18 protein-coding genes are annotated in these 25,066 nt (G+C 48.6%); 8 read left to right on the top strand and 10 right to left on the bottom strand.

Going from position 1 to position 25,066, the window contains the following annotated elements; all coding sequences use genetic code 11:
- Nucleotides 1-160: 160 nt before the first annotated feature.
- Nucleotides 161-934: a PspA/IM30 family protein gene (locus tag ACR6Z4_RS22355; protein WP_479719534.1), complete on the bottom strand. Its 774-nt coding sequence runs from the start codon at nt 932-934 to the stop codon at nt 161-163.
- A gap of 279 nt (nt 935-1,213) precedes the next feature.
- Nucleotides 1,214-3,100 (bottom strand): ATP-dependent zinc metalloprotease FtsH2, encoded by a 1,887-nt coding sequence (ftsH2, locus tag ACR6Z4_RS22350; protein ID WP_479719533.1) that lies wholly within the window; start codon nt 3,098-3,100, stop codon nt 1,214-1,216.
- A 382-nt stretch (nt 3,101-3,482) separates the two neighbouring features.
- On the opposite strand from ftsH2, the gene ACR6Z4_RS22345 reads away from it, so the two are divergent.
- Together ACR6Z4_RS22345 and ACR6Z4_RS22340 are read left to right on the top strand one after the other, a co-directional pair.
- A complete protein-coding gene (locus ACR6Z4_RS22345) occupies nt 3,483-4,544 on the top strand; it encodes an ADP-ribosylglycohydrolase family protein (protein ID WP_479719532.1) in 1,062 nt (353 codons plus the stop codon).
- A 555-nt stretch (nt 4,545-5,099) separates the two neighbouring features.
- Nucleotides 5,100-7,640 (top strand): HD family phosphohydrolase, encoded by a 2,541-nt coding sequence (locus ACR6Z4_RS22340; protein ID WP_479719531.1) that lies wholly within the window; start codon nt 5,100-5,102, stop codon nt 7,638-7,640.
- A gap of 277 nt (nt 7,641-7,917) precedes the next feature.
- Here ACR6Z4_RS22340 and ACR6Z4_RS22335 read toward each other — a convergent pair whose 3' ends face one another.
- From ACR6Z4_RS22335 to ACR6Z4_RS22320, 4 genes are all read right to left on the bottom strand, one after another.
- The gene (locus ACR6Z4_RS22335) at nt 7,918-9,279 is read right to left on the bottom strand and encodes a CRTAC1 family protein (protein ID WP_479719530.1); all 1,362 of its coding nucleotides are present in this window, start codon (nt 9,277-9,279) and stop codon (nt 7,918-7,920) included.
- Between the two features lie 407 nt (nt 9,280-9,686).
- On the bottom strand, nt 9,687-10,157 hold the full coding sequence (locus tag ACR6Z4_RS22330) for a DM13 domain-containing protein (RefSeq protein WP_479719529.1): 471 nt from the start codon (nt 10,155-10,157) through the stop codon (nt 9,687-9,689).
- A 207-nt stretch (nt 10,158-10,364) separates the two neighbouring features.
- Nucleotides 10,365-11,726 carry a 2Fe-2S iron-sulfur cluster-binding protein gene (locus tag ACR6Z4_RS22325; protein WP_479719548.1) on the bottom strand — a complete coding sequence of 454 codons (1,362 nt, stop codon included), beginning with the start codon at nt 11,724-11,726 and terminating at the stop codon, nt 10,365-10,367.
- Nucleotides 11,727-11,797: 71 nt separating this feature from the next.
- Nucleotides 11,798-12,628, bottom strand: a complete 831-nt coding sequence (locus ACR6Z4_RS22320; protein WP_479719528.1) for an MIP/aquaporin family protein — start codon at nt 12,626-12,628, stop codon at nt 11,798-11,800.
- Between the two features lie 230 nt (nt 12,629-12,858).
- Between ACR6Z4_RS22320 and ACR6Z4_RS22315 the strand changes: the two genes are divergently transcribed.
- The 4 genes from ACR6Z4_RS22315 to ACR6Z4_RS22300 all read left to right on the top strand — a co-directional run bounded on the left by ACR6Z4_RS22315 (nt 12,859) and on the right by ACR6Z4_RS22300 (nt 16,184).
- Nucleotides 12,859-13,215 (top strand): hypothetical protein, encoded by a 357-nt coding sequence (locus ACR6Z4_RS22315; protein WP_479719527.1) that lies wholly within the window; start codon nt 12,859-12,861, stop codon nt 13,213-13,215.
- A gap of 968 nt (nt 13,216-14,183) precedes the next feature.
- Nucleotides 14,184-14,774, top strand: coding sequence for a sigma-70 family RNA polymerase sigma factor (locus tag ACR6Z4_RS22310; RefSeq protein WP_479719526.1), 591 nt, complete (start codon nt 14,184-14,186; stop codon nt 14,772-14,774).
- A gap of 9 nt (nt 14,775-14,783) precedes the next feature.
- Nucleotides 14,784-15,605, top strand: coding sequence for an anti-sigma factor domain-containing protein (locus ACR6Z4_RS22305; RefSeq protein WP_479719525.1), 822 nt, complete (start codon nt 14,784-14,786; stop codon nt 15,603-15,605).
- 126 nt (nt 15,606-15,731) lie between these two features.
- Nucleotides 15,732-16,184, top strand: a complete 453-nt coding sequence (locus ACR6Z4_RS22300) for a hypothetical protein (RefSeq protein WP_479719524.1) — start codon at nt 15,732-15,734, stop codon at nt 16,182-16,184.
- A 101-nt stretch (nt 16,185-16,285) separates the two neighbouring features.
- On the opposite strand, the gene ACR6Z4_RS22295 is transcribed toward ACR6Z4_RS22300, so the two are convergent.
- The 3 genes from ACR6Z4_RS22295 to ACR6Z4_RS22285 form a co-directional block, all read right to left on the bottom strand.
- Nucleotides 16,286-16,678, bottom strand: a complete 393-nt coding sequence (locus tag ACR6Z4_RS22295; protein WP_479719523.1) for an ACP S-malonyltransferase — start codon at nt 16,676-16,678, stop codon at nt 16,286-16,288.
- Nucleotides 16,675-17,040, bottom strand: coding sequence for a DUF433 domain-containing protein (locus tag ACR6Z4_RS22290; RefSeq protein ID WP_479719547.1), 366 nt, complete (start codon nt 17,038-17,040; stop codon nt 16,675-16,677). The genes ACR6Z4_RS22295 and ACR6Z4_RS22290 overlap by 4 nt, the downstream gene beginning before the upstream one ends.
- A gap of 63 nt (nt 17,041-17,103) precedes the next feature.
- Nucleotides 17,104-19,521 carry a hypothetical protein gene (locus ACR6Z4_RS22285; protein WP_479719522.1) on the bottom strand — a complete coding sequence of 806 codons (2,418 nt, stop codon included), beginning with the start codon at nt 19,519-19,521 and terminating at the stop codon, nt 17,104-17,106.
- Nucleotides 19,522-20,057: 536 nt separating this feature from the next.
- Here ACR6Z4_RS22285 and ACR6Z4_RS22280 point away from each other — a divergent pair.
- Complete coding sequence (locus ACR6Z4_RS22280) at nt 20,058-23,342, top strand: DEAD/DEAH box helicase (protein ID WP_479719521.1); 3,285 nt, start codon at nt 20,058-20,060, stop codon at nt 23,340-23,342.
- A 6-nt stretch (nt 23,343-23,348) separates the two neighbouring features.
- Nucleotides 23,349-24,191, top strand: a complete 843-nt coding sequence (locus ACR6Z4_RS22275; RefSeq protein WP_479719520.1) for an SWIM zinc finger family protein — start codon at nt 23,349-23,351, stop codon at nt 24,189-24,191.
- Here the strand turns inward: ACR6Z4_RS22275 and ACR6Z4_RS22270 are convergent.
- A complete protein-coding gene (locus tag ACR6Z4_RS22270; RefSeq protein ID WP_479719519.1) occupies nt 24,188-24,754 on the bottom strand; it encodes a protein-tyrosine phosphatase family protein in 567 nt (188 codons plus the stop codon). The genes ACR6Z4_RS22275 and ACR6Z4_RS22270 overlap by 4 nt on opposite strands.
- Between the last annotated feature and the right edge of the window lie 312 nt (nt 24,755-25,066).

Raw genomic sequence — 25,066 nt, 5'->3', positions numbered from 1 at the left:
AGCGCGGCAGGGCCGCGCTCTCCCACAAATGTTATTTACGTTAGTTTTCTCAGGATCCTAAAACTGGTCTCTAATTGCATTCCCTGAGACTTCCAAGGTTTTCAAAACCTCAGAAGTCTAACATCTCGGCGTCACTCCACCTCTGAGAGTTGACAAAGCTCTAAAGCTGATCGAGTTGGGTCTTTAAGGCTTCTAACTCAGCATCGACACTGGCATCAGCAGGGGCAGTAGTCGTCGGTTGAGATGAGGGCAATGCTTGATTTGCCGGGGCAGAACCACCCAACAGTTGAGCTTTCATCGCTTCCAACTCGGCATCGACATCTGATCCAGATTCTAAGGCAGCAAATTGGCTTTCTAAATCGGCTCCCGCCAATTCAGCCGCTGCTTGCGATCGCGCTTCGATTTGCAACACTTTTTCTTCCATGCGCTCAAAGGCTGCCATGGCGCTACTGGTACCCAAGCGCCCCATCGTGCTTTGCAATTGTTCATTGGCCTTAGCAGCACTGGCTCTTGCCTTGAGCATATCTTTCTTGGTTTTTGCCTCAGAAATCTTGCCTTCCAGGGCGATCAGATTGCGCTTGAGGGTATCAACCGTAGAAGTCTGCTGATCCATTTGGGCTTTGAGTGCAGCCGCCGTCTCGGCTTGCACCTTTTTGCGGTTGAGCGCTTCCCGCGCCAGCGTCTCGTCTCCTTTTTGTAAAGCGAGTCGCGCCCGCTGATCCCAGTTTCCTGCTTCTGTTTGTGCCTGGTTATATTGCTGCTGGATGCGTTTTTGACTGGCGATCGCACTGGCAACTGCCTGACGCATCTGGATTAGATCCTCCTGCATGTCGATCAATGCTTGGTCTAAGATCTTTTCAGGATCTTCAGCAGCGCTCACAGCAGCATTCAGATTAGACCGAACAACTCGGCTGACACGGTCAAACAATCCCATGGCTCAATATCCTTTTTGGCGTATATACAGAGATAGCAGCGACACAAATCTAAAAAACTAGCCTATCCAATTTGTTGGGCAGTAGCTCGAAATCAAAAGACTCTTGACAACAGTCTTAACACATCCGTAGTCCTGATGCAGCTGGATGTTGCGTGAGAGCGTTGCTACTTGCCAAGGATGAAAATCCTACAGATCTAGCCTAGCAATTAAAAAACGGGGCTGACCGACCCCGTTGCAATTTTTTTGATTTTTAGCCGCGATGGCAGCCTTATCGCACTCTTAGAGCTGTGGGATAAACCGCTCTTTTTCCGGAACGTTGGTGTATTCAGCCACAATTTGGCGGAATTCTTCACCATCAATCGTCTCTTTCTCAATGAGCAAATCGACCAGGCGATCGATCACGGCACGGTTTTCGCGCATCAAGCGGCAGGCATCTTCATAGCAATGCTCGACAATCGAACGCACCTGAGCATCGATCCGGGAGGCAATCTCTTCAGAATATTCTGACCGCATCATCCAGTCACGACCCAAAAAGACTTCGCCTTGCTGACCTTCTAGCGACAAAGGTCCCAGATCTGACATACCAAATCGCGTTACCATCTGGCGCGCCATTGTGGTGACCTGTTGTAAGTCATTACCTGCACCCGTTGTGACTTCGGCATCTCCAAAAATGACATGCTCTGCGGCACGTCCGCCCAGGGCACCTGTAATTCGAGCCATAATTTGAGCACGAGAGATCAACCCTTGGTCTTCGTTAGGCATAAACCAGGTTAACCCTTGTGCCTGACCACGCGGGATCAACGTCACTTTCTGAACCGGGTCATGGTCTTTGACAACGGTGCCCACTAACGCGTGACCAACTTCGTGATACGCAATCAGGCGCTTGCTCTTGCTGTCTACTAAAGGCGTTCCTTCCATACCTGCAACCACGCGATCGACGGCATCATCGATCTCCAGCATGGTAATCGCATCCTTGCGCCGACGTGCCGTGAGAATGGCAGCTTCGTTGAGCAAGTTTGCCAAATCTGCGCCAGTAAAACCGGGAGTACGACGGGCGATCGCATCTAAAGACACTTCAGACGCCAGTTTCTTGTTACGTGAATGAACTCTGAGCACTTCCAGGCGACCTTTGATATCGGGCGGATCGACCATAATCTGGCGATCGAAACGACCGGGACGCAGTAACGCCGAATCCAGCACATCTGAGCGGTTCGTTGCCGCAATGATAATGATGCCGGTGTTCCCTTCAAATCCATCCATTTCGGTCAACAGCTGGTTGAGGGTTTGCTCCCGCTCATCATTGCCACCGCCGATGCCAGCGCCCCGTTGCCGGCCGACCGCGTCAATTTCATCGATAAACACGATACAGGGGGCATTTTCTTTCGCTTTTTTGAACAAGTCGCGGACGCGGGAAGCACCGACCCCAACGAACATTTCGACAAACTCAGATCCAGAAATGCTGAAGAAAGGAACACCCGACTCACCAGCGATCGCCTTTGCCAGCAAGGTTTTACCTGTACCCGGAGGGCCGACCAACAAAACACCCTTAGGAATCTTGGCTCCCACCGCTGTAAATCGCTCAGGCTTTTTCAGAAATGTGACAACTTCCTGCAATTCTTCTTTCGCTTCTTCAATCCCAGCCACATCGTCGAACATGACGCCAGTTTTGGCTTCCATCATGAACCGAGCTTTGGATTTACCAAAATTCATCGCCTGCCCAGGGCCCCCCGGCACATTGCTAGACCGACGGAACAGGAAGAAAAGCCCACCAATCAACAAAATTGGGAAAATCAGGTTGCCCAACAGCCCCCAGATGGCTCCATCATTACGCGGAGGATGGAAATCGATGTTAATCCCATCTTTTCTGAACCTGGAAATCAACTCTGATGCATTGCCAGGTAGGTCAACTCGCAAGCGCTGAACCCGATTATCCAATTCAGGATCGACCGCTTCTACAATAGCCGTGCGTCCACTATCATACAGGTCAACCTCTGTCACCCGACCGGCATTGAGATATTCTAAGAACCGTCCGTAGGTCATGCGGGTGCTTGCCGTATTTTTCCCCATCTCCATCGGAGAAGATGAGAAAGCACCTTGCCATAGAAAAAAGCCGATGACCAGAGCTGGCAATGTCCAGAGAAGGATAACTCTCCAGGAAATTTTCATAATTTCTAGTAGCCTCTAAAGCGGTAAACGTAAAGAAATATCTCTTGACAGATTAAACAAGCAACTGGAAATTGCCCGAAAAATACACTACTCCAAACCAAAAGATGCCGCCAAAGTGCCGAAGCACATATCCCGTAGAGATATTAAATTTAGCGGCTGGAATCTTAAAGCACAAAAAATAATCTGAGAAGGAATGTTAATTTAATTTAACCTAATCAACCGACTTGGATCAACTTTCACAGATTTTTAATGTCGTTCGACAAAAGTGCAACATCGTGTACCGTGCGACTCACAGAGCAAAACGGAAGTCAATGCCCGTTGTGCCGTACAGAGTTGACGTCTACTCATCCAATTTACGTATTTTTAAGGATGCAAACGTTTCATGCGCTATTCGCTTTCAAATCGCTTTCGGGGAGCTGTGTTGGGTGCGGCGATCGCAGAACTGTGGGGCAGTGTTCATCCCCCTGGCACAAACGCAACCTCATGGTTGACACCACCTCAAGCGAACAAGGGGACTGCCACTAGCGCTCTCGCCTGGGCTGTCAGCCAAGGCATTCTAGAGGGAGCTGAAGGCTTAATCCAGGGGCACATGTTGGCATACGCAGGTCAGCCGCTTGTCCATCCGCCAAACAGCCCACCCGATCAGGCACAAGCGATTGATAGAGGCGACAGGCTAACCGATACCGCCACCTTAAAAACGCGAGTAGGAACCCTGATGGCGATCGCCTTATTTTTTCATGACGATCTAGACAGTCTGCGTCGAGCGATCGCGATTTGGATATCGGACGCTAAAATGGACTTAGTTCTGGCAGACGTATTCCTTGTGTTTGCCTATAGCCTGTCTCTTGCCCTAAGAGATCAGCTCCACCCCAATCACTGGCTGGCAACAGTTCTCAACGCATTAACGTTTGATGCAAAGCTTGCCCATACGACCCGTCCCAACGCTGTTCAGCGGAAATTGAATCAGGTTCAACATCTATTGCATACCAGGGCTGGATTAACTGCTGTCGAAAAGTTAGTCAGAGATTCACCGAATCCCTGTGCCGATGGCAACCTGGCTGAAGGCTCACCTGAAAGCTGGATGTTGCTAAATAGTATGGCGATCGCGCTTTATAGCTTTATTAGCACGCCCGAAGATTTTCGGTTAACTGTGGTGCGAAGCGGGCTATCTCGGTACGAAACTCAAATCACATGTGCGATCGCAGGTGCATTATCCGGTGCCTATGTTGGCATATCAGGCTTACCCATCGACTGGCGCAGTCAGTTGCAAGCATGGGGCACAAGTAAACATTTCTTGACATCTTCTCACCCTGCTCCGGTCGAATCTGCGTTGTTAAATGGTGCGGATCGACTTCTAGCAAGCTGGTCAGGCATCTACAATCCTGAGTCGCAGGCAGCTTCTCTTGTTGCCGTTAGCGCACCTAATATTATTCGTCCTCGGTAGTGGATTTACGATCGATTTAGGTATTAACGGATAACACGCTGTTGCTCAAAATGCCTTAGATATACTATAGACGGAGTGATCTTCCAGTTATATTGGGGGTGGTTATTTCAGGATGACCCATCACAGAAAACTCAGACACTTAATTTTGTAAGAGTGACACTGTTGTGCTTATTCATGGATCGTGGCTTTAATCTCCCCTCGCCCTCCTACCCTGCGGGAAGGGGGATTTAGGGAGATCTGCGACAAGCTCTTAGGATCGTGGATTAAATAAGATCGAATATTGAATCGTTTGGAGGGGCGAACGGCCGTTCGCCCGTACAGCAAATCATCGGAGTTATTTAATTCCTATTCCTTAGGTTTTATGAATTGGTTATCCTAACGTAACGCTTCAGGCTGATTGAATTCATGATCCCCAGATATTGGAACGCTGATGGATAAAAGGCTGACGGGTAAAAGGTTGATTTGTAAATTGAGTGATGTGGATAGTTAAGTGAAACTGCTGCCCAAATTGGCGGTTGCCAGAGCGATCAACGCTAGTGTAACTTTGGTGCACTAATGAAATCTTTCCGACGTTTAACGCAGCAGATAGGTCAATGGTGGCGAAAGCCTTCGCCGATTTTCCCGAAAAATCGGTTCAATCACGCCTTGAACAAAGCGGTTGATCGAGCCAAACAATACACCGATTCGGCTCAGCTTCATCATTCCTGGAAGGACTTGCGGCAACTAAAACCCGAGCAATGGATAGCGATCGCTCTACATCCTCCATTCTTAAAACGCAAGCCACGACAAAAGAAATCGCCCCATCCGCGAGCTATCTTTGCAGTGGTCGTCGTCTCTCTGACCAGCACCATTGGCTATCGCTTTTATAATGAACCGCAACTCGCTGTAGACACGATCGCTCCCCAAACATTACGGGCACCCGATACAGCCGTTGTAGAAGATATAGAAACGACTGAAGAGAATCGCAAAGCTGCCCGTACAGGTGCGATTCCGGTGTTGATGATTGATCAGTCCGTCAACCAAGAAATTTATCAATCGCTTCAGCGCTTGCTCGATCAGGGGGATGATTTGCGGCAACAGGCCGGCGGTTTCCCCTACATTGATACGTCGATGCTGTCTAGTGATGCTCAGCAATATTTGCTTCGCGTAGACGAACATACGTTGCAAGCGATCATGAACCGCTTAAAAACACCGCAGACAACCGATTCACCCAGTACAAGTCCAGGTGTGGAGATCGAGCCTAAAACGCCGATTGAGCCAGCTGAAAGACTCGTATTAGTCGAATTGCAAAACTATCTGCGGACTCATTCTGCTGAAGATTTTGCATCGCTGCAACAGGGAATTTTTCGGGCTCGTCAGCGCTATGTTGGCGTGCTTAAGACGATGGCTATTCAGAGTGAGCCTCGAATTTTTTATGACGCATCGCTGCTCAATCTTACCGATGCTGAGTGGTCGGAGACGAGAACGGGTATCCGCAATGCGTTGGAACGGATTTTAACGCAGGGGATCCCGCCAGGGTTGCCCAAGAGCATTCTTAAAAGTGCGGTTAGAAATCAGGTTGTCCTCGATGTTCCGTCTGGAGGAGTTAAAATTGCGACGGATGTTTTGGTTGCTGTTGCTCAACCGAACTTAATACAAGATGTCGAGCAAACCAAATTGTTAGCCGAACAAGCCGCTCAAGCTGTTGACCCGGTCTTGGTACAGATTCGTCGGGGTGAGGTCATTGTTCGAGCCAACGAGAAGATTACGCAGTCAGACTTTGTCTTGCTCGACCATTTTGGTATGAGCCGCAGACGGGTGAATTGGTTTGGGTTAGTTGGGTTTGGGGTGTGGATTTCAACCGCTGTGGTGATTTTTTTAGCCGCAGAACGTCGCTTTCATCCCGGTTTACGACGACGCGACTATATCCTGATCCTGTTGCTGGTTTTTACAATTCCGCCATTGGTTGCGTTGAAATTTCCAGCCACAAGTTTGCCCCTGGTGGGGTTGTTGGTGGGTAGTTTCTACGGCTCGGCAATGGGAGGAATTTTGATTGCCTTGCTGGGGGTGACGTTGCCCATGGGCATGGCCATTGGCTGGAGTCATTTGATTGCAACTACAGTCGGCAGCCTGTTGGGTTCTCTGATGGCAGGCAAGTCGCGATCGCGAGAAGAGTTGGCACTATTGGGCTTTGCTGTTGGGCTGAGTCAGGGAATGACATATTTGCTGATCAGTCTGATTCTCAATACTCCCAGTCCGGTTTGGTATGCCGTGTTGACAGCAGCTGGGCTGCAAGGCTTATTGGGCATTGCCTGGAGTGTGGTAGCCATGGGCATCAGTCCCTATTTAGAGCATGGCTTTGACCTGGTCACACCCATCCGCTTGGCAGAACTCTCGAATCCCAACCGCCCGTTGCTGAAACGACTGGCGTCTGAAGCTCCGGGCACGTTTCAACATACGCTTTTTGTTGCCAGTTTGGCAGAAGCGGCAGCACGGGCACTGGGGTGTAATGTCGAGTTAGTGCGAGCCGGTACGCTTTATCATGACATTGGCAAAATGCATGATCCACTAGGCTTTATCGAAAATCAGATGGGGGGTCCCAATAAGCACGATGCGATCAACGATCCCTGGAAGAGCGCCCGAATTATTAAAAAACATGTGAGTGAAGGGCTGGTCATGGCGCGCAAATATCGTTTGCCGAAAGCCATTGAAGCGTTTATTCCAGAACATCAGGGAACGATGTTAATCGCTTATTTTTACCATGAAGCACAACAGCGTGCCAAAGTTGATGCGACCATCGTCGTTAATGAAGCAGATTTTCGCTACGATGGTCCGATTCCCCAAAGTCGAGAAACAGGCATTGTCATGCTGGCAGATTCCTGTGAAGCGGCGTTGCGATCGCTCAGAGATGCGACTCCAGACGAAGCACTGGCAATGGTCAATCGCATTCTCAGGGCACGCTGGCAAGATAACCAACTGACAGACTGTGGGCTAACACGTGCGGAAATGAATAAAATTGCTGAAATTTTTGTCCAGGTCTGGTTGCAATATAACCATCAACGGATTGCATATCCCAAACTAAACCCCACCCCGCAAACCTCGATCGCCAGAAATTAAATGGCATTGCTTAGAATCCTGATACCAATCTTTTATGAAGTTGCGCCAAACTAGAACCCCCTGTGGTCCCCCTTGCCAAGGGGGACGGCGACAGCCGGGGGTTGAATAAGGTGCAGCTTCACATTAAATCGGTATGACAACATCAAAACCCAAAACTTTTGGGAAGAGTGCGGCGGAGCCGCACTCTTCCCAAAATCAACAACAGCGAAGCAGAATTGGGTGGATTGGGTGCGCCCTCTGGGCGCACCCAATCCACCCGCCTGATCACCCGGTTGAATTAGCTGTGGGTAACCTTGAGAGTTTGGTTTGGTTGGGGATGGTCGATTTTGACGATTTTGCCATCCAACCAGCGCACTTCTACTGATTCAATCTCTGGATTCGCACCCAAGCCAAAATGGGCAACCGGCTCCATCTGACAGAGATAGCCACTCCCCGCATCGATCGCCCGAATTTGTTGCCGTCCATTAGCGATGAGAGAAACGACGGCACCGCGTGCCGGTGCCCCTTGAGAAGTCAGCGGCAATACCCGCAACCAGGCATTTCGATTGGGGGTTGTATGGTAGAGCGATAGGGGTTGAGCAGCAGATTCACCGTGAGCAATCACCAATTCTAAACAGCCGTCGTCATCAAAATCGCCCACAGCAGCTCCGGTACCCATGCCAACCGGCTCCAGGGCATCACCCATCTCTATCTCTGCCCATCTGCCCTGGCGATAGCCAAATAAGCGATTGGGTTGCCCAATGTTATTAAAAAACAATTCTTCGTAGCCATCATTGTCAAAGTCAGCCGCGATCACCGTACGAATGCGAGACGGTCTGGACATCGAGTTCGGCGCAATGTCGCGGAATTTCCCTTGTTCTTGTTGGACAAAAAACCGATGGGGTCCTTCCCAGTTGCCATACACCAGATCAAAGCGCCCATCGCCATCACCGTCCAATACGGCAATACCCCGTCCATGTTCGTAGATATCGCAAAGATTGGCGATCGCCGCAATATCGACAAACGTGCCGTCGCCCTGATTGCGAAACAGATAATTTGCCCCGTTTTCATTGGCAGCAAAAATATCCATGCGATTGGAAACCAGTGGCAACGCTACCAATCCGCGTCCACTGGTAATCGCATCTAACCCTGCTTCAGGAGCAACATCGGCTAACATACCATCGCCATTCAATTCATACAGACGTAACGGACCGCCATAATTTGCTACCAAACAGCCATATTGACCATCCCCGTTACGGTCTAACCAGGCAACCGATCGTCCGGCAGTTAAATTCAACGCATCTTGATTTTTTGGCAAAGAAAATAAATCTTGCCAACTGCCATCTTGCCAATCAAACAGGCGATCGCCAAACCGTTTCCGTCCCGTAAATGAGTCGGTATTGAGGACATAAATTTCTTCGCGACCATCTCCATCCAGATCGCCTGCGGCTACCCCGATCGCCTGCCGACCCACATCTGCCAAGGTTTCATCGGCGATATTGACAAACCCTGACCCATGCCATTTCAGGATCAGATTGCGTCCTCCAAATCCTGCGACAAACAGTTCAAACTTGCCATCGGCATCTACGTCAGAGACAGCGATACCGTAATTGAGCTGAACTGGATTGTCGAGTAGAAGTTCCCTTTTGTCGATGAACATGCGTGACGATGCCTTCAGACGATAATCTATGAATTCTCTCATCAGTCGGCAGTTTATGGGCATCGCTTGATCGGAAGATGTTTGTGAACGCGCAACTTTGGTTGTGCGTTCACAGACATGCCCAGAATCAGAAACGACCGTTTATCAACCTATTGCGCCACGATACGTATCCCACAACGATCCAAATCGTGGGCTAAAAACTCGCGTTGAAAGCCTAACAGATCATCAGGCATGTTAAGCATCCCAAAAGAAACGATCGCCTTAGGATCACAAATTAATTAAAAACCGAAGATTTATGTTTGGAAGCGCGGCTCCGCCGCGCTTCCAAACATAAATCTTCGGTTTTATAAATCCACGATCCTTAGGAATGGGAACATTGGAATAGAGTCGTTATGATTGCACCTTTATTATTGCAAAGCAGCGGCACCAAACAGGGCATTAAACTTGCGGCACCAAATTCCGGCAGATTGATAGTCTGCCAGATTGACCGTATCGGGGATAACGTAACTTTGAGCACCCCTAAACTGTTGCAAAGGCGCAAGCACGACATAATCCCCTTGGTTAATCGCATGTGCAGGTGGCTCCGTCGCACCAATCACATCATTCGAGCGATGTAAAATTACAACTAAATCGGGGCCTTGCTCAGAGGTGCTGAAGTCTGAATCAAGGTGTAAAACTACACCATCCTCGCGAGAAATCAGGCGTACCGTCCCTGCTGTGGGCTGTTCTCCAGCTACAAACATACCCGATTTCAAAATAGTTTCTGAGGTGGCTGATGATGAATCAGGACGAGCAGATTGAGCGATCGCACTGGGGCTAGATTGAGTCACAGACCGCTCGTCTAATGGCGGAGTACTGTTGCTTGTACAACTCACCATCAAGAATGAAACTATGCTAAGAGTAAAGTAGTACTTGAGTTTCATATAATAACCTCGCTATCCATTACAGCCATTTTCAATTGATTAAGCCACAGATTTTTTGTTGTGTGCCGCACGGAGTGCGGCACACAACAAAAAATCTAACCATATCCAAGCGCGAAGCGCTGTAAGAAGTAATCCTTAAACGTCCAGATTGAATGTTTGGATTTAGATATCTAGAACCACTGTCGCTGTTTTAGGTTTTGCAATACAAATTAGCACCGCATCATCATCGATCGCCGCTGTAGGTGTCTCTTGGTAGTCAACTTCACCGGATTGAATCTTGCACATACAGGTGCCACAAATTCCGGCACGACAACTATAAGGAGGGTTGATATCATTGGCTTCAGCAAACTCAAGAATACTATCATGCTCATCTGTCCAAGACAGCGTTTTGCCGGATGCAGCAAATACGATCTCTACGTCATGGGCAGATTGAGCCAATGGTTCAACCGCAGATTGAACCGCAGGTTGAACCGCAGGCATTGGTTTTCCCGGTTTGCTGAAGGATTCAAAAAAGACATTGCTTTCCAAGACACCGGCTTGCTTCAATCCATCACGCAAGGCTTGCATAAACGATGGAGAACCACACAAAAAATACTCGGCGTCTTGTCTGACAAGCCCTTGCACCAGCATTGCATCAACATATCCGACGCTGTGATAGTTGCCTTCATCTTCAGTTCGTGGACGGCTGTAGGCAAAATGCAGCTTGAGATTGGGGTTGTGTTGAGCGATCGCCATGACTTCATCGCGAAAGGCATGAAATCTACCATCTCTGGCACCGTGCAGAAAATAGATGGGTCGATTTGGATTCAAACGACTACAAGCCTTTGCCATGCTGATCATTGGAGTGATACCTACCCCATTACTGATCAAAACCGCAGGGATAGATTTTTGAGCATCTAAAACAAACGTGCCATTGGGCGGCTTTGCCGAAATGATTGATCCAACTTGAATCTGATCGTGCATAAAGTTAGACGCCAGACCGGGAGCAACATCCAAGCCGCTAGGGGCAAGTTCCCGTTTGATGGAAAGACGATAGTAGGTAAGGTCTTCGGTATAGTCTGACAGAGAGTAGGTGCGAATAATCGGTCGAGAGTGTCCGGGAATATCCAGACGAATGGTCAAAAATTGTCCGGGTTGGAAGGCAGGAAGTTTCTTTCCATCATCTGGTTGTAAATAAAATGACGTAATTTCTTCGCTCTCTTGAACCTTGCGAACAACCACAAAATTACGCCAATCCTTCCACTCTACTGGCTTGGTATCGATGCTTAAAGAAGTCCTTAAGACATCATTCGAGAATTGGGTTGATGGTGTAGTTTTGCGATCGCGATAAACTAACCCAAACAATGCACCACATCCACCCGCTAATAGGGACGCATACAAACTCGCTTGATAAGCAGATTCATCTTTTGTATTACGAATACCTATGACAGTTGCCGTCGCAAACGTCATGATTGAAGCCGCTGTTGTTGCCGCAATCAGACTTCTGAGTAATGGATTGTGGATACGTCCTAAACTTTCAAACATACTAATTTCTCTTAAGTCACCTAGTCTTTTACAGGGCTTTGTGCTGGCTTCAGTCAAGGAATTGCTCTCGATTAAGAACCGGGTAAGCGATCGCTCAAAATCTGCTCTGGGTGGGTGATAGAAAACTGACGATAGCCGCAGCGAAAAATACATCGGTAATGGTTATCGTGATGTAGCTTGGCACACCGGACAGCGGCGCGTCCCTTCACCCGTACATAGAGTTCTGCGGCTGACAGCATCCCGATCAAAGGTGCTGTGAAGTAAACCCAGAGGGCTGTCCAATTGCCCGATGGCAGGGCAGATGCCAATGTGCGAGCTGGATTCATACTCATCCCCGACAAGGGGGCTTCGATCGTAATGTAAATTGCAATCAAAATCCCGGCAAATAGTCCGGTAAACCGCGATAGTTTTGGCGTATTAGACACTATCAAAATCATCATCATGATGCCAAACGAGATGATGAATTCCGCCACAAAGGCAATACTTGCCCCGCCATGTCCTGGAACCGTTACAATATAATTGACACTTGGATCGGCGATCGCACCCCGCAATAACCTCGCCGCCACTAGCACGCCCAACAACCCTCCGATAAATTGAGCAATGATATAAAACAATGCATCCATCGGTTTGATTTTACCCAGCCGGAAAAACGTGAAGGTCACGACTGGATTGATATGCGCACCCGATTGTTTGCCCCAGGGCGAATAGATCAGGGCGATCGCGATGGATCCCATCACAATTGCAATCATGAATCGGCGCATGAAGGGATCGGCGATCGCGTGTCGAATGGGGGAACTGGGATGTTGAAAAACAGTAGCGACTATACTGGCAGCAATCAGGAAAATACCCAAGCTAGCAGCTTCTATTAAATACTCTGGATAATGACGACGAAGAACATTCATGATCAAACTAACAAGAAGTTGTGTCTGTTGATCCGCAATTCTGTAGGAGGTTAGCGTGAATCTGATGATTTTTCTCTGAGAAACCGATACAAATTCTCTGATGATTTTCTCTACTAACTCTTTCAGATTTATCAGACGGCACTCAGTTGATTCTCAGTCAACCAGAAGAAGCTAGTAGTCACAGTGAAGTCAACACTGATGCCAACCCATTCTATTAGGAGCTTAGTTCCATGAAACGAATCATTCTCGGTGGTCTCTCTCTTCTGTTGCTCTCTACTGCTGCTGCTCCCGCAGCCCTTGCACAGGCTACTTCAGAAGCCCCTCCAGAAAATGCTGAAACGCTTGGTATGGCAGTTACACCATTTAACCTGGTGTTTCTAGCCTATCAAGGCTTTTTTGAAAACGAAGGAATTCCCAAATTCAACAGCTTGATTACTGAGCATCAAGCTGGTCGCGTGACTTCTGAGGATTTGGTTGAAGTTGCCATCAATATGCGCAGATTGCCTGCTGATACAATCAACAATCGGGGCTATTTGTCTGCCGTAGAACGTCAGCTTGAGTCTCTCTACGGCGACATGAATCATTAATAGGCTTAGAAGATTCCTGCCAAAGAAAGCATCTGGATTCTTGTAATGTCGCATTTCAATCGCGTTCAACCCTTAGGATTTGTGGGCTGAGCGACGTCGAAGCCCAGATCAAAGGATAGATAGATGCCTGGGAATCTGCTGATTTCATACCAATTCAAACGAATTTTTGGGCGCATTGAAGTTCAGGAGGGGCTTGGCAGTGCCAAGTCCGTACAGAAATCCATCATGCTCTTAATTCAAATTGGTATCAGTCATCGATTCAAATCTAGCAAACTAATGGTGCACGTACTAAATTTTGCAACATGGGTGGTGGGGGCAGTGCCCCCACGCAGGGGTAGAACCCCTGCACCCCGTTGCAAAGCTTTTGATTGAGTCTACTAAACTTATTTGAGTCTTTGGTTAACAATCCCCTCTAGCGAGCGTTTCACTGGAGGGGCTATCTATCAAGTTTGAAATGATGTTTTAGCTTTGGTGCATGCTCCTAGGTACGCTTCACTGATGCACCAAAATCCCGGTAGCAATACCGGGTTTCTTATCGTATAAGCTTATCCATAAGGATCCTTATAAAATTAAAAATCACAACTTTTTTGGGGAGCGCGCAGCTCCGCTGCGCGCTCCCCAAAAAGTAATTCAAGTTATTTTCATGAGGATTCTAAGCTACTAGAGCGATCGCTATGATTAGGTAAGGTCATCCGCACATCTTCATTTACCTGCTCTGCGATCGCAAATCGCTATAGAATAGCTAGGGTCTGTTTTAAAAGTTATTTTTTCGCGCGCGAAGCGCACGAAAAAACAACCCTCTTAGGATTGTGGATTTAATAAACCCGAAGATTTATGTTTGGAAGCGCGGCTCCGCCGCGCTTCCAAACATGAACGTCCGGGTTTTAATTAATTTGTGATCCTTAGCGAGTTTTAAAACACACCTAGGGGTATAAGGGTTTCTGGTTACTTCATAAGTACAGTTCTGTATGCAGTCTGAGCCATCTAATTCCACAGACAATCCATTAGCGAGCCAGACCGATGCCGAACTATTTGCCGTCTTGCGCTCAGGGCAAACGGCAGTTTTGGGTATTCTCTACGATCGCCACTCTCGATTAGTGTATGGATTAGCCTTCAAAGTTCTAGGCAATGCTCAAGAAGCAGAAGATTTAACGCAAGATATTTTTCTCACCTTGGCACGGGGCTGTTCCTATGATGCAAAGCGCGGGTCTTTGCGAACCTTCCTTGCCGTTTTAACCCGATCGCGTGCGATCGACCGGGTGCGATCGCGCACTACGGCAACTGAATTTATTGGCAAGCTACAATCCACCCGACAACAAGAGATCGCATCCAATCCACCCCTGGAGTACGTATCTGAAGATGAGCGATCGCAAGAGGTGCGTTCTGCCCTGGCTCAGTTGTCTAGCGAACAACAACAAATCTTGCAAATGGCTTATTACGATGGATTAAGCCAATCAGAAATTGCCGGACGATTAAGCATCCCGTTGGGGACAGTGAAAGCGAGATCTCGGCGAGGCTTGCTCAAACTCCGTGAAACCCTCAAAGATTTTATTAGATAGTTTACGGTTATGGCTTTGTCGATGCCTTCAGAAGAGTTACAACTATTGATTGCGGGGTATGTCCTTGGGGATCTCGATCCGACCGAGGCAGAGGAGTTTGAGCGGCTTTTAGCCAGTGATCCAGCGATCGCCGCAGAAGTGGCACAGATGCAGACTGCTTTAGAACTCTCCTATGCCCCGGCAGAGGTGTCTCCTCCAGATCACCTGCGATCGACGATTTTGAATGCACTGACTGCGCCCAGTTCAGAACCTAGTTCCGCATCCCTGACATCTCCAAGCCCCACTTCTGAACCCACTCCTCTGCATACTGTCAGACCAATGAGAGGGCGTGATGGGCGATCGCAACGGCGTCCTATCCCCTGGACTCAAGTTATGGGGGCAGTTGCCGCAAGTTTGATTGTGGCATTGGGGATTAATAACTACCGGCTTGGGCGAGAACTGAACGCCCTCAAAGCAGATGTGCCCACCGAACAATGGCAGTATGCCTTACAGGGCACCGACACCTATCAAAATGTGGTTGCAGAAGTTGTGGTGAATCCGGTTGATTTAGAAGCCTCACTCAATATTCAGAACTTACCGCCCCTGCCACCCGGAAAGGTTTATGCCCTATGGACGGTGCTGACACCCGATGCACCCTTCACGACAGATACTAAAGGAGCTATTTTAACGGAAGTCTTTCAGCCCGATCCGCAAGGTAACTTTTCTCATACCATCGCCGTTCCTGCGGTTTTCCGTTCTAGAGAATTTGTTGCGAAAGTTGCGGTGACGATAGAAAATGCCGCTTCACCGCAAAAGCATCAGGGAACACCGATCCTCATTAATAATTTGTAAGCATAACGGCTATAGCGCTTCGCGTCTGGATAGATTACGGTTGTTGTGTGAGAGTCGTGCAGAGTGCAACTCTCACACAACAATGTGTCCTTCATGCCATTGAAAATTCCAATCAGGAACGCCACCTTGGAACTCAACCCAGCCTATCAAGCATTTGCTGCAACCTTCGCCCAAGCCATTATGGCGAAAAACTTTGTGGCTGCCCACGGGTTACTGGCTCCCTGGCTCCAGTCCACTCTTTCGTCTGAACAACTGGCTGAACGGATTCAATCTGAAGTGCAATTGACTCTGGACGCCAGTCAAGTAGAAGGCGATTTTCATCCCCAAGACTATGCGATCGGCTGGAATACTTGCCAACTTTCAGATCTGCTGGCACCTCGTTCCTATGCACCACAGCGAGAGATTTCTAGCGAAATCACTGCCAATAATTTTCGTCAGTGGATGAAGTTGCAATTTTTACCCACCGAAGAAGAAGCCTTTGAGCTGGATATTGATGCCTACATGGATTTCTGGATGATTCTAGTAGACATGGATGGTGATCTGAGAGTCGGGTATTTCGAAATAGAAGAGCCAGATTGACGCGACCGCGTTTTAAGCGATCGCCCTTTTAGGGATTTGTTGCTCAATAAAATTTGAGCTACGCCACAACACAGCCCAAATTTTATTTTGTTGCCAGTCCCTTATGGAATGAACAAGCGACCTGTTCCCATAAAATCTTGAATATCAATCACAATTTCAATCAGTCGTTCTACACAACGTTCTCGATAGTCATATTCATTGATTCGATCCGGATCGCCAATTGTAATGGTAGGAAACGATGTTGCCATATTTTCTTGGCGGATCACTTGTTCTAAAGCATCCTTGCCTTTTGCATTACGATTGGCTGTGAGTAGCAGCATTTGGTGAGTCTGAATAAATCGCCAAACCTCTCGGTCATTGGTATTTGCTGATAGACCAACATCTTCGAAAGTCACAATCCGAATGGAAATCAGATCTAGCCATCCTCCTGCAATAAGGCTACCGGAAAGCAATAGAGCTTGCCGATTAAGATTGTAATCTGCCAGAATCATCATTGCCGTTGAGCTTTGCGTGCTTGCAATTTGGCTCGAACCGCTTCATACCCAGAGCGAGGTGGGGCTGTGGCACGTTGGGCAAAGTGTTCACGATTACGATCTTCCCAATACTGCCGAATTTCTGCCGCTGTTTGCACAATTTCCTGATATTCGGTTTCAACGGCTGCTCGGTGGATGTCGATGTAAGCCAGAGCTGCACCCATCTGCTCACCACTCAAATTCAACGCATCGCGAATAAACTTAGTAGGATATTGAGATTTCAGGTAATCTAGCACATCGTAAATTGTAATGCGGGTTCCAGATATGGTCAGTCCCCGTTCGGTGCGGATGATGGTTGGTTGAACACTGGCTGGGGTGATCATGCCCATGTCTCCTGAGCGCTATGTCGATCATATCGCACCCCGATCGCGCAGTTCTCACCCTGTTTAACCGGACTGACGAGAGAGAAGAAACTGAGCTTCTGGTAAGCGATCGCCATCGGGGTAGCGTTCGACGATTTGTTGCAGAAATTGGATATTCCCACTGATGGCGTAACGAGAGAACAATAGGTCGTCAATAAAAGGACTGCGCGGAAACTCAACTTTGAGCGTGGCTATGATCGCATCCAGTTTACGTTCATAATCGCGTTGCAGTTGCTCATCGATCGCTTGCCAGCGCTCATACGAATACGTTGCATCGGTAGGAATTTGGATCGAACCCGCTGTCAGTCCGGCGGGAGGATGCATCCGCAAGGTTTCGCCCAGGGGATGATCTTCCCACTGCCACAACAACGTCGATGCCACCATGTACAGCGTTTTCTCGCGCAGTAGTCTCGGTGTAGTCGGATCGTCCAATTGAGCCTGATACAACTGTAACGCGATCGCATTTTGACTCGATTGTTGATAACTGGCACGAATCGCATCCGGATCGCGCAATGCGGCGTTACAAATCCAGTAAATTTGGCATGATTCATTACTCCAATCACCCGTGGGCAGGTAATACGTGCGTCCTGTCTCCCACACTGCCAGATAGCCGTTTTTCCAGCCGCCTTCGCCTGCCCAATCCGACGCTAGTTCATACTTTGCTGTGGGCGTATTGTCTGCCTGAAGTTGTTGCAAATGTTGCCAACGCTGGCGTTGCTCAGTCAGCATTGCTTGCATATAGCGTTGGACTTGGGAACGGCGATCGCCATCACCATACCAGGGCAAAACATCGTAATAGCTCCCCAAAATTTTCGCATCCATGGCTGCCAGATCCAGACCATCTGCTGTAACCAGGGCTTTGTCATAGTCCTGCGCTCGGGCATACCGCACGGCTAGAGCATAACGCAGCAACGGTGCGATCGCCTGATCCTGATAGGCTTCAACTAACGTCGCAATTTGATCTGTAGACAATCCCACATCCAGCAAGGTTCGCACGTGACCCCATGCCAGATAGCGGGCATCACTATCGCCAATCGGTGCCGACATCATTTTCAGCCACAGATGCATGGCATCTAGAACGCGATCATTGTCTTGCAAACTACGAGCGAGGAAGTAGGTAGCATCATCCGCACCGGGATGATCGGGATAACGTTGTAGCCAGTTTTGCCAGTCTGCCAACGTTTGTGCCGGTGTTTTCTGGGCAATCTGATCAAGCAGTGCTTGAGGACGCCATTCACCGCCAAAGTAAGAGTGCCCCCGCAGGTCGCCATACGCTTTAGCAGCTTGCGCAAAGCGCGATTGGGGATACGTCTCCACCATGCCCAATAGCAAATAGTAAGCTTGGGTGCCCCGATCGATGTAGGGAGAATAGATTTGACCTTCGTAAGACGCCCATTTTGACAGGGGTGCAAGCTGATCGAGATGGTGATTGAGGATATCTTGTAGTTGGGTACTGACGTCGGAGTCACCATGGCGATCCAATTCAGCGATCGCCCAAACCCGGTCGGGGTCAGTCGCATCGGCTGCCAGAGCTTGCAACAGAGCATTGCCTATGGGCGAAATGTCACCCGCTTCAACCTTACCCAATCGGGTCACCAACACGTAGTCACGGGTTGTTGGAGTCAGGGAATGGTAGAGGGCGATCGCCTGCTGGATCTGGTGTTCGGTGGGTGCGTTAATGGATTCAAGTTGATTCCACGGCGTCACAGCCGGATCGAGAGCCGGATCGGGTGTTTCGGGTTGGGGCGGCATCACCGCTTCATAGCCCAACATCGCTTCTAAGAAATATAGATTGAACTGGTTGTAATATCCCGGAGCATCGGGCGGTTCCAGGTTATCGCGGGCAATTTGTAAGAGGCGATCGCGGGTCGCTGAATCATCTAAGCCAAACTCAGCTTGCCAATCTACGTCATACGGCACATCAGCACTCGTATCTAGAAGCAGCGCCGGATTCGTCATCAACAGATAAAAATCGGGCGCGTGGCGATGCTGCTGAAGGTGTTGCTCTAACCACAGCGTTGTATAGGGTTTACCCAGAGCACGAATGCCCACAATGCCATAGGTTTGTCGGGTCGGATCTGCCGATCGGGCATAGTATGCCAGCAACGGATAAACCTTGGCTCCATATTGCTTCCAGATGGGGTTATCCAGCCGACCGTCGCCCCATTTCAAGATCATGATGTCTTGCTGTACGGCTCGATGGATCTCTTGCCATGCCGGATCAAATCGCAGGCGATCGCGGATGTCGGCATCAATTTCTAATCCAGTTAATTCTTCAGGCGTCAGTTGCTCTGCTTGCTGGAGCGCGTCTGCGGGGGTGGGAAGAGTCGGTAACGGCAGCGATCGCACCAACGATGGAAGCCCCATAGCCAAAAGGGCGATCGCTCCTAATCCTAGACTAAACCGAGATTGCCATCTGCTTTTCCCTGATACGCCCGTCATGACGGTATCCTCCCAAAACTCTAACTGTGGAATGCTCCGACCGCTCGATGGTTCGGTGGATTTCAACAGTCCTCAATCCATCATGCAAAATATCAGCCTCACCTGACTTACCCCGTAGGGAACGCAGATGAGGCTGGAGACGCAGTTAGGAGGTATCTTGAAATCCAAGGTATCCTTAGAAATCGAAATTAAGCCTACTCTTAATAAGTTCTTAAGCTCTGAACGCGATTCTAGGCGAACTCAGGGCAGATTCAGGGCAATTCTGTCGCACTCACTACAAAATTCTTCGACTTTCGTCAGATTTCCACCGTTCCGGGTCACAACAATTCGCAATAATTTGTAAGTTAAACAAATATCAACGATAAAATTTTCCATAAGAGCCATCGATTGAATAAAACTGAAATTTAGTGTGGGAAGCGTGGCTTCGCCACGCTTCCCACACTAAATTTTCACTCACAGTTCTTTTTGAGAGAGCGACGGCAAAGCCGTCGCTCTCTCAAAAAATCAGGAGCAATGCTATCCAGGAATGTACGGCTATGAAAATTCTTCACGGAACTTGGATTCCGCAGGCAGACGAAGGATTTGTGCAAAAAGGAGCTTTCTACCTCTGGATAGAGTCAACTGAGGTAGCAAAACAGCGGAAAAAGACAGGCAATATTCATCCCCGTCAACTACCCAAGCCTGCGCTGGAATCGTGCTTGAAACAGGAATTAGGCATTAAAGATCCATCCTATAAAACCCTGGACGATCTGATTTTTCCCCGGTATTTTTTGTTGCCTACGGTTGCAGGTCAACCACTGCCGTCGTTGGAGCTGTCTCGCTATCTGGAAGAAGAGAGTCCTGAAACGTTTGAATGGCAGTATTGGCAAATTGATTGCTACGCAACACTGGCATGGGTTAAAGCCGGAACGTACAGTTCTGCACCTGCCACGAACGTGATCCCGTTGCTGAATGACCTGCACTTCTTAACCCGGTATAACGTAGCAGATATTCAACTGGGTTCAGATTTACTCTTTTGGTATCACTACACCCAATCCTTCAAACAGATCATTTTTAAAGATCACTACATTCCATCGCTAAAGTATCGCGAACTTGAAGCCTCAACTTCATCTCCTGGCACTACAAAACGGAAATCTAGCAAAACAACGCAGAGCAAAACAACGCAGAGCAAAACATCTTCTAAAAATAAATCATCCCAGGTAGACACACACCCCGCGTTTGAAATTTACCCTGCCTGGGAGCTTATTGGCGACCAATATGAGTCGATGATTCAGCGTTATCTCGACTATATGCCGTTGGCGTGTGCCAGCGGATTTACGGACGTTCCTGAGACGCCACAATTACACGATCGCGAAAGTTTATTGCGCCACTTTTCTGAATGTCTGCTAACAGACATTGTGACGCACTTGCAATCAACCTCAGCGTTTGATAAGAAAGTTTCAGGTTCCCTGATTGAGGAGTGTTTGCGATCGGAACAAATCGGGATTCCCTGGACGTCTCCCACTCGTCTAGAGCACTATCAACAGTGGCAAACCTGGCGCGATCGCATTCGTCGTACCCAGTCTCCGGGCACGTTTTATCTGGGGTTTCAGTTGCTAGAACCGAATAAACCGGAGGATGCATGGCAGATCCAGTTTCAAGTCTCGGCAAAGCATGATCCCTCTCTACGCCTCTCACTCCAAGACTATTGGCGATTACGCACCAGCCAACAAAAACAATTACATAAGCAATTTGGTGATCGCTTTGAACAAGATCTGCTGTTAGAACTGGGATATGCTGCTCGCATTTATCCCAAATTCTGGGAAGGCTTAGAAACCGACGAGCCGATTGGTGTCACGGTGGATCTCAATACGGCTTTCGCCTTTCTGAAGGAATCGGCATGGGTGTTAGAAGATGCCGGATATAAGGTCATCGTGCCCGCCTGGTGGACACCCAAAGGTAGACAACGGGCAAAGGTGCGGTTGAGAGCCAAAGGCAAATCTCAGACGGCGGGAAAAAATAGCAACACAGGCTACTTCTCGTTTTCAACACTGGTGGAATATCAATATGAGTTGGCGATCGCCGGGGAAGTCGTCTCCGAAAAAGAATGGCAACAACTGGTGAATGCCAAAGCTTCGTTAGTGCAATTTCGCGGGCAATGGATGGAACTGGATCGCGACAAAATGCAGCAAATGCTGGAGTTTTGGCAGAAACAGCAAAAAGAAAATCCGGAACTAAGTCTGCTGGACTTCATGAAACTTGCCGCTGCGGAAGAAGAGGCGTTAGAAATTGAGTTTGAGCGCGATCAAGCTTTGACGGATATGCTCACCAAACTCAACGACAAAAGCCAGATGGCGTTAACTTCAGAACCCGACCAGTTTCAGGGCACCTTGCGAGACTATCAAAAGCGAGGGTTGTCGTGGTTGGCATATCTGGAAACGCTGGGTTTAAACGGTTGTCTGGCAGATGACATGGGTTTAGGGAAGACCGTTCAGGTGATTGCCCGTCTGGTGCAAGAACGAGAGCAAGCCCATGCCAATGGGATACAAACCGTGCCGCCCACTTTGTTGATCGCGCCAACGTCGGTGATCGGCAACTGGTACAAGGAAATCGAAAAATTTGCCCCAAAATTGCGAGCAACGGTGCATCATGGCAGTCAGCGAATCCAGGCGGAGCAAGAGTTTTTGACCACCGTTCAGAACCATGATGTGGTGATTACCTCCTTCACCCTGGCACGAAAAGATGCTGCCTTGCTCAATCAAGTCACCTGGCAACGGATTGTGGTGGATGAAGCCCAAAATATCAAAAATCCCAAAGCCGCGCAGACTAAGGCAATCCTCAAACTACCTGCCACTCATCGCTTGGCATTGACCGGAACGCCGGTTGAAAACCGCTTGTTAGATCTCTGGTCTATCTTCAATTTTCTCAATCCGGGTTATTTGGGCAACGAAACTCAGTTTCGCAAGAGTTTTGAGCTACCGATTCAAAAAAACAATGACACCCGGCAATCGACCACGCTGAAGCGATTGGTAGAACCGTTTATTTTACGGCGGGTGAAGACTGATCAATCCATCATCAAAGATCTACCCGATAAGGTCGAGCAAAAACTGTACTGCAATTTGACCAAAGAACAAGCTTCGTTGTACGAAGCCGTGGTGAAAGATGTCGAGGAGAAAATTAATACCCTGGACGGGATTCAACGTCAGGGATTGATCTTGGCAACGTTGACCAAGCTCAAGCAAATTTGCAATCATCCGATGCAGTTTTTGCAAGACAACAGTGAATTCACGCCAGAGCGATCGCACAAACTCAGCCGTCTGTTAGAGATGGTAGAGGAAGTCATAGAAGAAGGCGAGAGCTTCCTGATCTTTTCACAATTCACAGAGATTAGCGATGCGATCGAAAAGTATCTGCGTCATACCTGCCGTTACAACACCTATTACATTCACGGGGGTACAAATCGAGACAAACGCGAACGCATGATCACCGAGTTTCAAGATCCTGATACGGAACCGTCAGCCTTCATCCTGTCACTCAAAGCAGGCGGCGTTGGGATTACGCTCACCAAAGCGAATCATGTGTTTCATTTTGATCGGTGGTGGAACCCGGCAGTTGAAGATCAGGCAACCGATCGCGCCTTTCGTATTGGTCAAAAGAAAAACGTCTTTGTCCACAAATTTGTTGCGTTAGGAACGTTAGAAGAACGCATTGATCAGATGATCGAAGACAAAAAGAAACTCGCAGGTTCGATCGTCGGTGCGGACGAATCCTGGTTAACCGAACTGGATAACGACGCCTTTAAACAATTAATCAGCCTCAATCGCAGCGCAATTTTGGAGTGAACAACCATGGCAGAGTTTAGTCGCAGTTGGTGGGGACAAAAATTTATCGAAGCGATGGAACGGTTAACCGATGATGGTCGTCTCAGTCGCGGACGTTCCTATGCCAGAGGCGGTAAGGTCAAAAGCTTTGAGATCAACCAGGGGGTGGCTAAAGCCAAGGTCAGGGGATCGGTCAATCCCTACTTTGGTGTCTATAAGGAACCGCTGTATACTACCGTGATTGAATTTCAACCCATTAGCGCCGCAAAATGGTCGGCAGCGATCGCCCTGATTGCCTCTAAAGCCAGCTTGATTTCACGGTTGCTGCTCAATGAGATTCCCGAAAATATCGAGGACACCTTCGCAACCCTTAACCTCAACCTCTTACCCAGCAACAATTCAGACTTCAAAGCAACCTGTTCTTGTCCCGACTACAGCAACCCCTGCAAGCATATTGCTGGCGTGTATTATCTACTGGCAGCTGAACTCGATCGCGATCCTTTCTTGTTATTTGAACTGCGAGGATTGTCTCGCGAAGCCCTTAAGACAGAGTTAGCAAAATCGCCGCTCGGAATGGCTTTATCCGATGAACTGGATGCCACCACCCAGGCACCGACCCCGGTTGCGTCTTACCATACCCGACCGATCCCGCGATCGCCCGACCATTCCGTTAGCTTAAAAGAGTTTTGGTTGGGGTCTCATCGTCTGCCTCAGACCCTGGAAACCAGCTCGCAGCAAGCCATCGTTCCGGCAATTCTGATTAAAAAACAAGGCGATTTTCCACCCTTTTGGACAAAAGATACGTCTTTTATTGAAGTGATGGAAGAATTATATGAACGAGTACGGACTAAAAATCGGGAGCTACTCTAAATAGCATCTGCCGCCAGGAAGGCTTGAATCACCTGAATGTGGGCTTCGGTCAACGACACTTTAGAGCGCACCTGTCGCACATATTGGATCGCTTCCCACAGTTCTAACTGGTGATAGCGACACAGATAGGCAATGCAAACTGTAGGCGATCGCTGAATTCCGGCTAAACAATGGAGATAAACAGGCTGTCCCGTTTGGATCTGTTGGTGCAACAAATGAACGGCATGGGCAAGCTGTTCCACCCGTAACGGCACAATAAAACTGCTATCGGGCAAAATGTAGCGGATGCAGTGAAATGTCTCTGTAAAACGGGATGGCAGTTGTCCTTCAGATGGCGCACAGAGAGAAATAATGATGCCAATGCCAGCGTTAGATAATGCAACCTCATCGCCCGGTCGTGGCAATCGTCCCAGGGCAAGTTTATCGGGCAAGACCCAATTCACCAGAGAACGGGTTGACCCAGAGCGATCGCGCCGATTGCTAGAGCGATCGCCAGTTGATGGTTCAGACTGGGATTTCCCTGGCTGGAATAGTCGTTGTAACGTTTTATGTAGCGATCGCAAATTGGTCGCACTCCTGACGCTGTCCGAAACATCAAAAATAAATTACACCGTCATTTTCTGTGGGCAGTCGATGGCGTCGTCACTTGCTTAGGAGATAAACCGAAGATTATGTTTGGCAGCGCGGCAATGCCGCGCTGCCAAACATAATCTTCGGTTTCATTCAATCCCCGATCCTCATACCAATCTTTTATAAAGGTGCGCCAAACTAGAACTCCCTGTAGTCCCCTTTGGCAAGGGGGACGGCGGCAGCCGGGGGTTGAATAAGACACATCTTCACGTTAGATCGGTATCAGCAGAAATTGAATTTTATTG

The organism is Calyptranema fuscum S582, from assembly GCF_055793305.1.
Note: the sequence above shows the minus strand (reverse complement) of the source record. Positions and strands in the feature narration are given on the sequence as shown.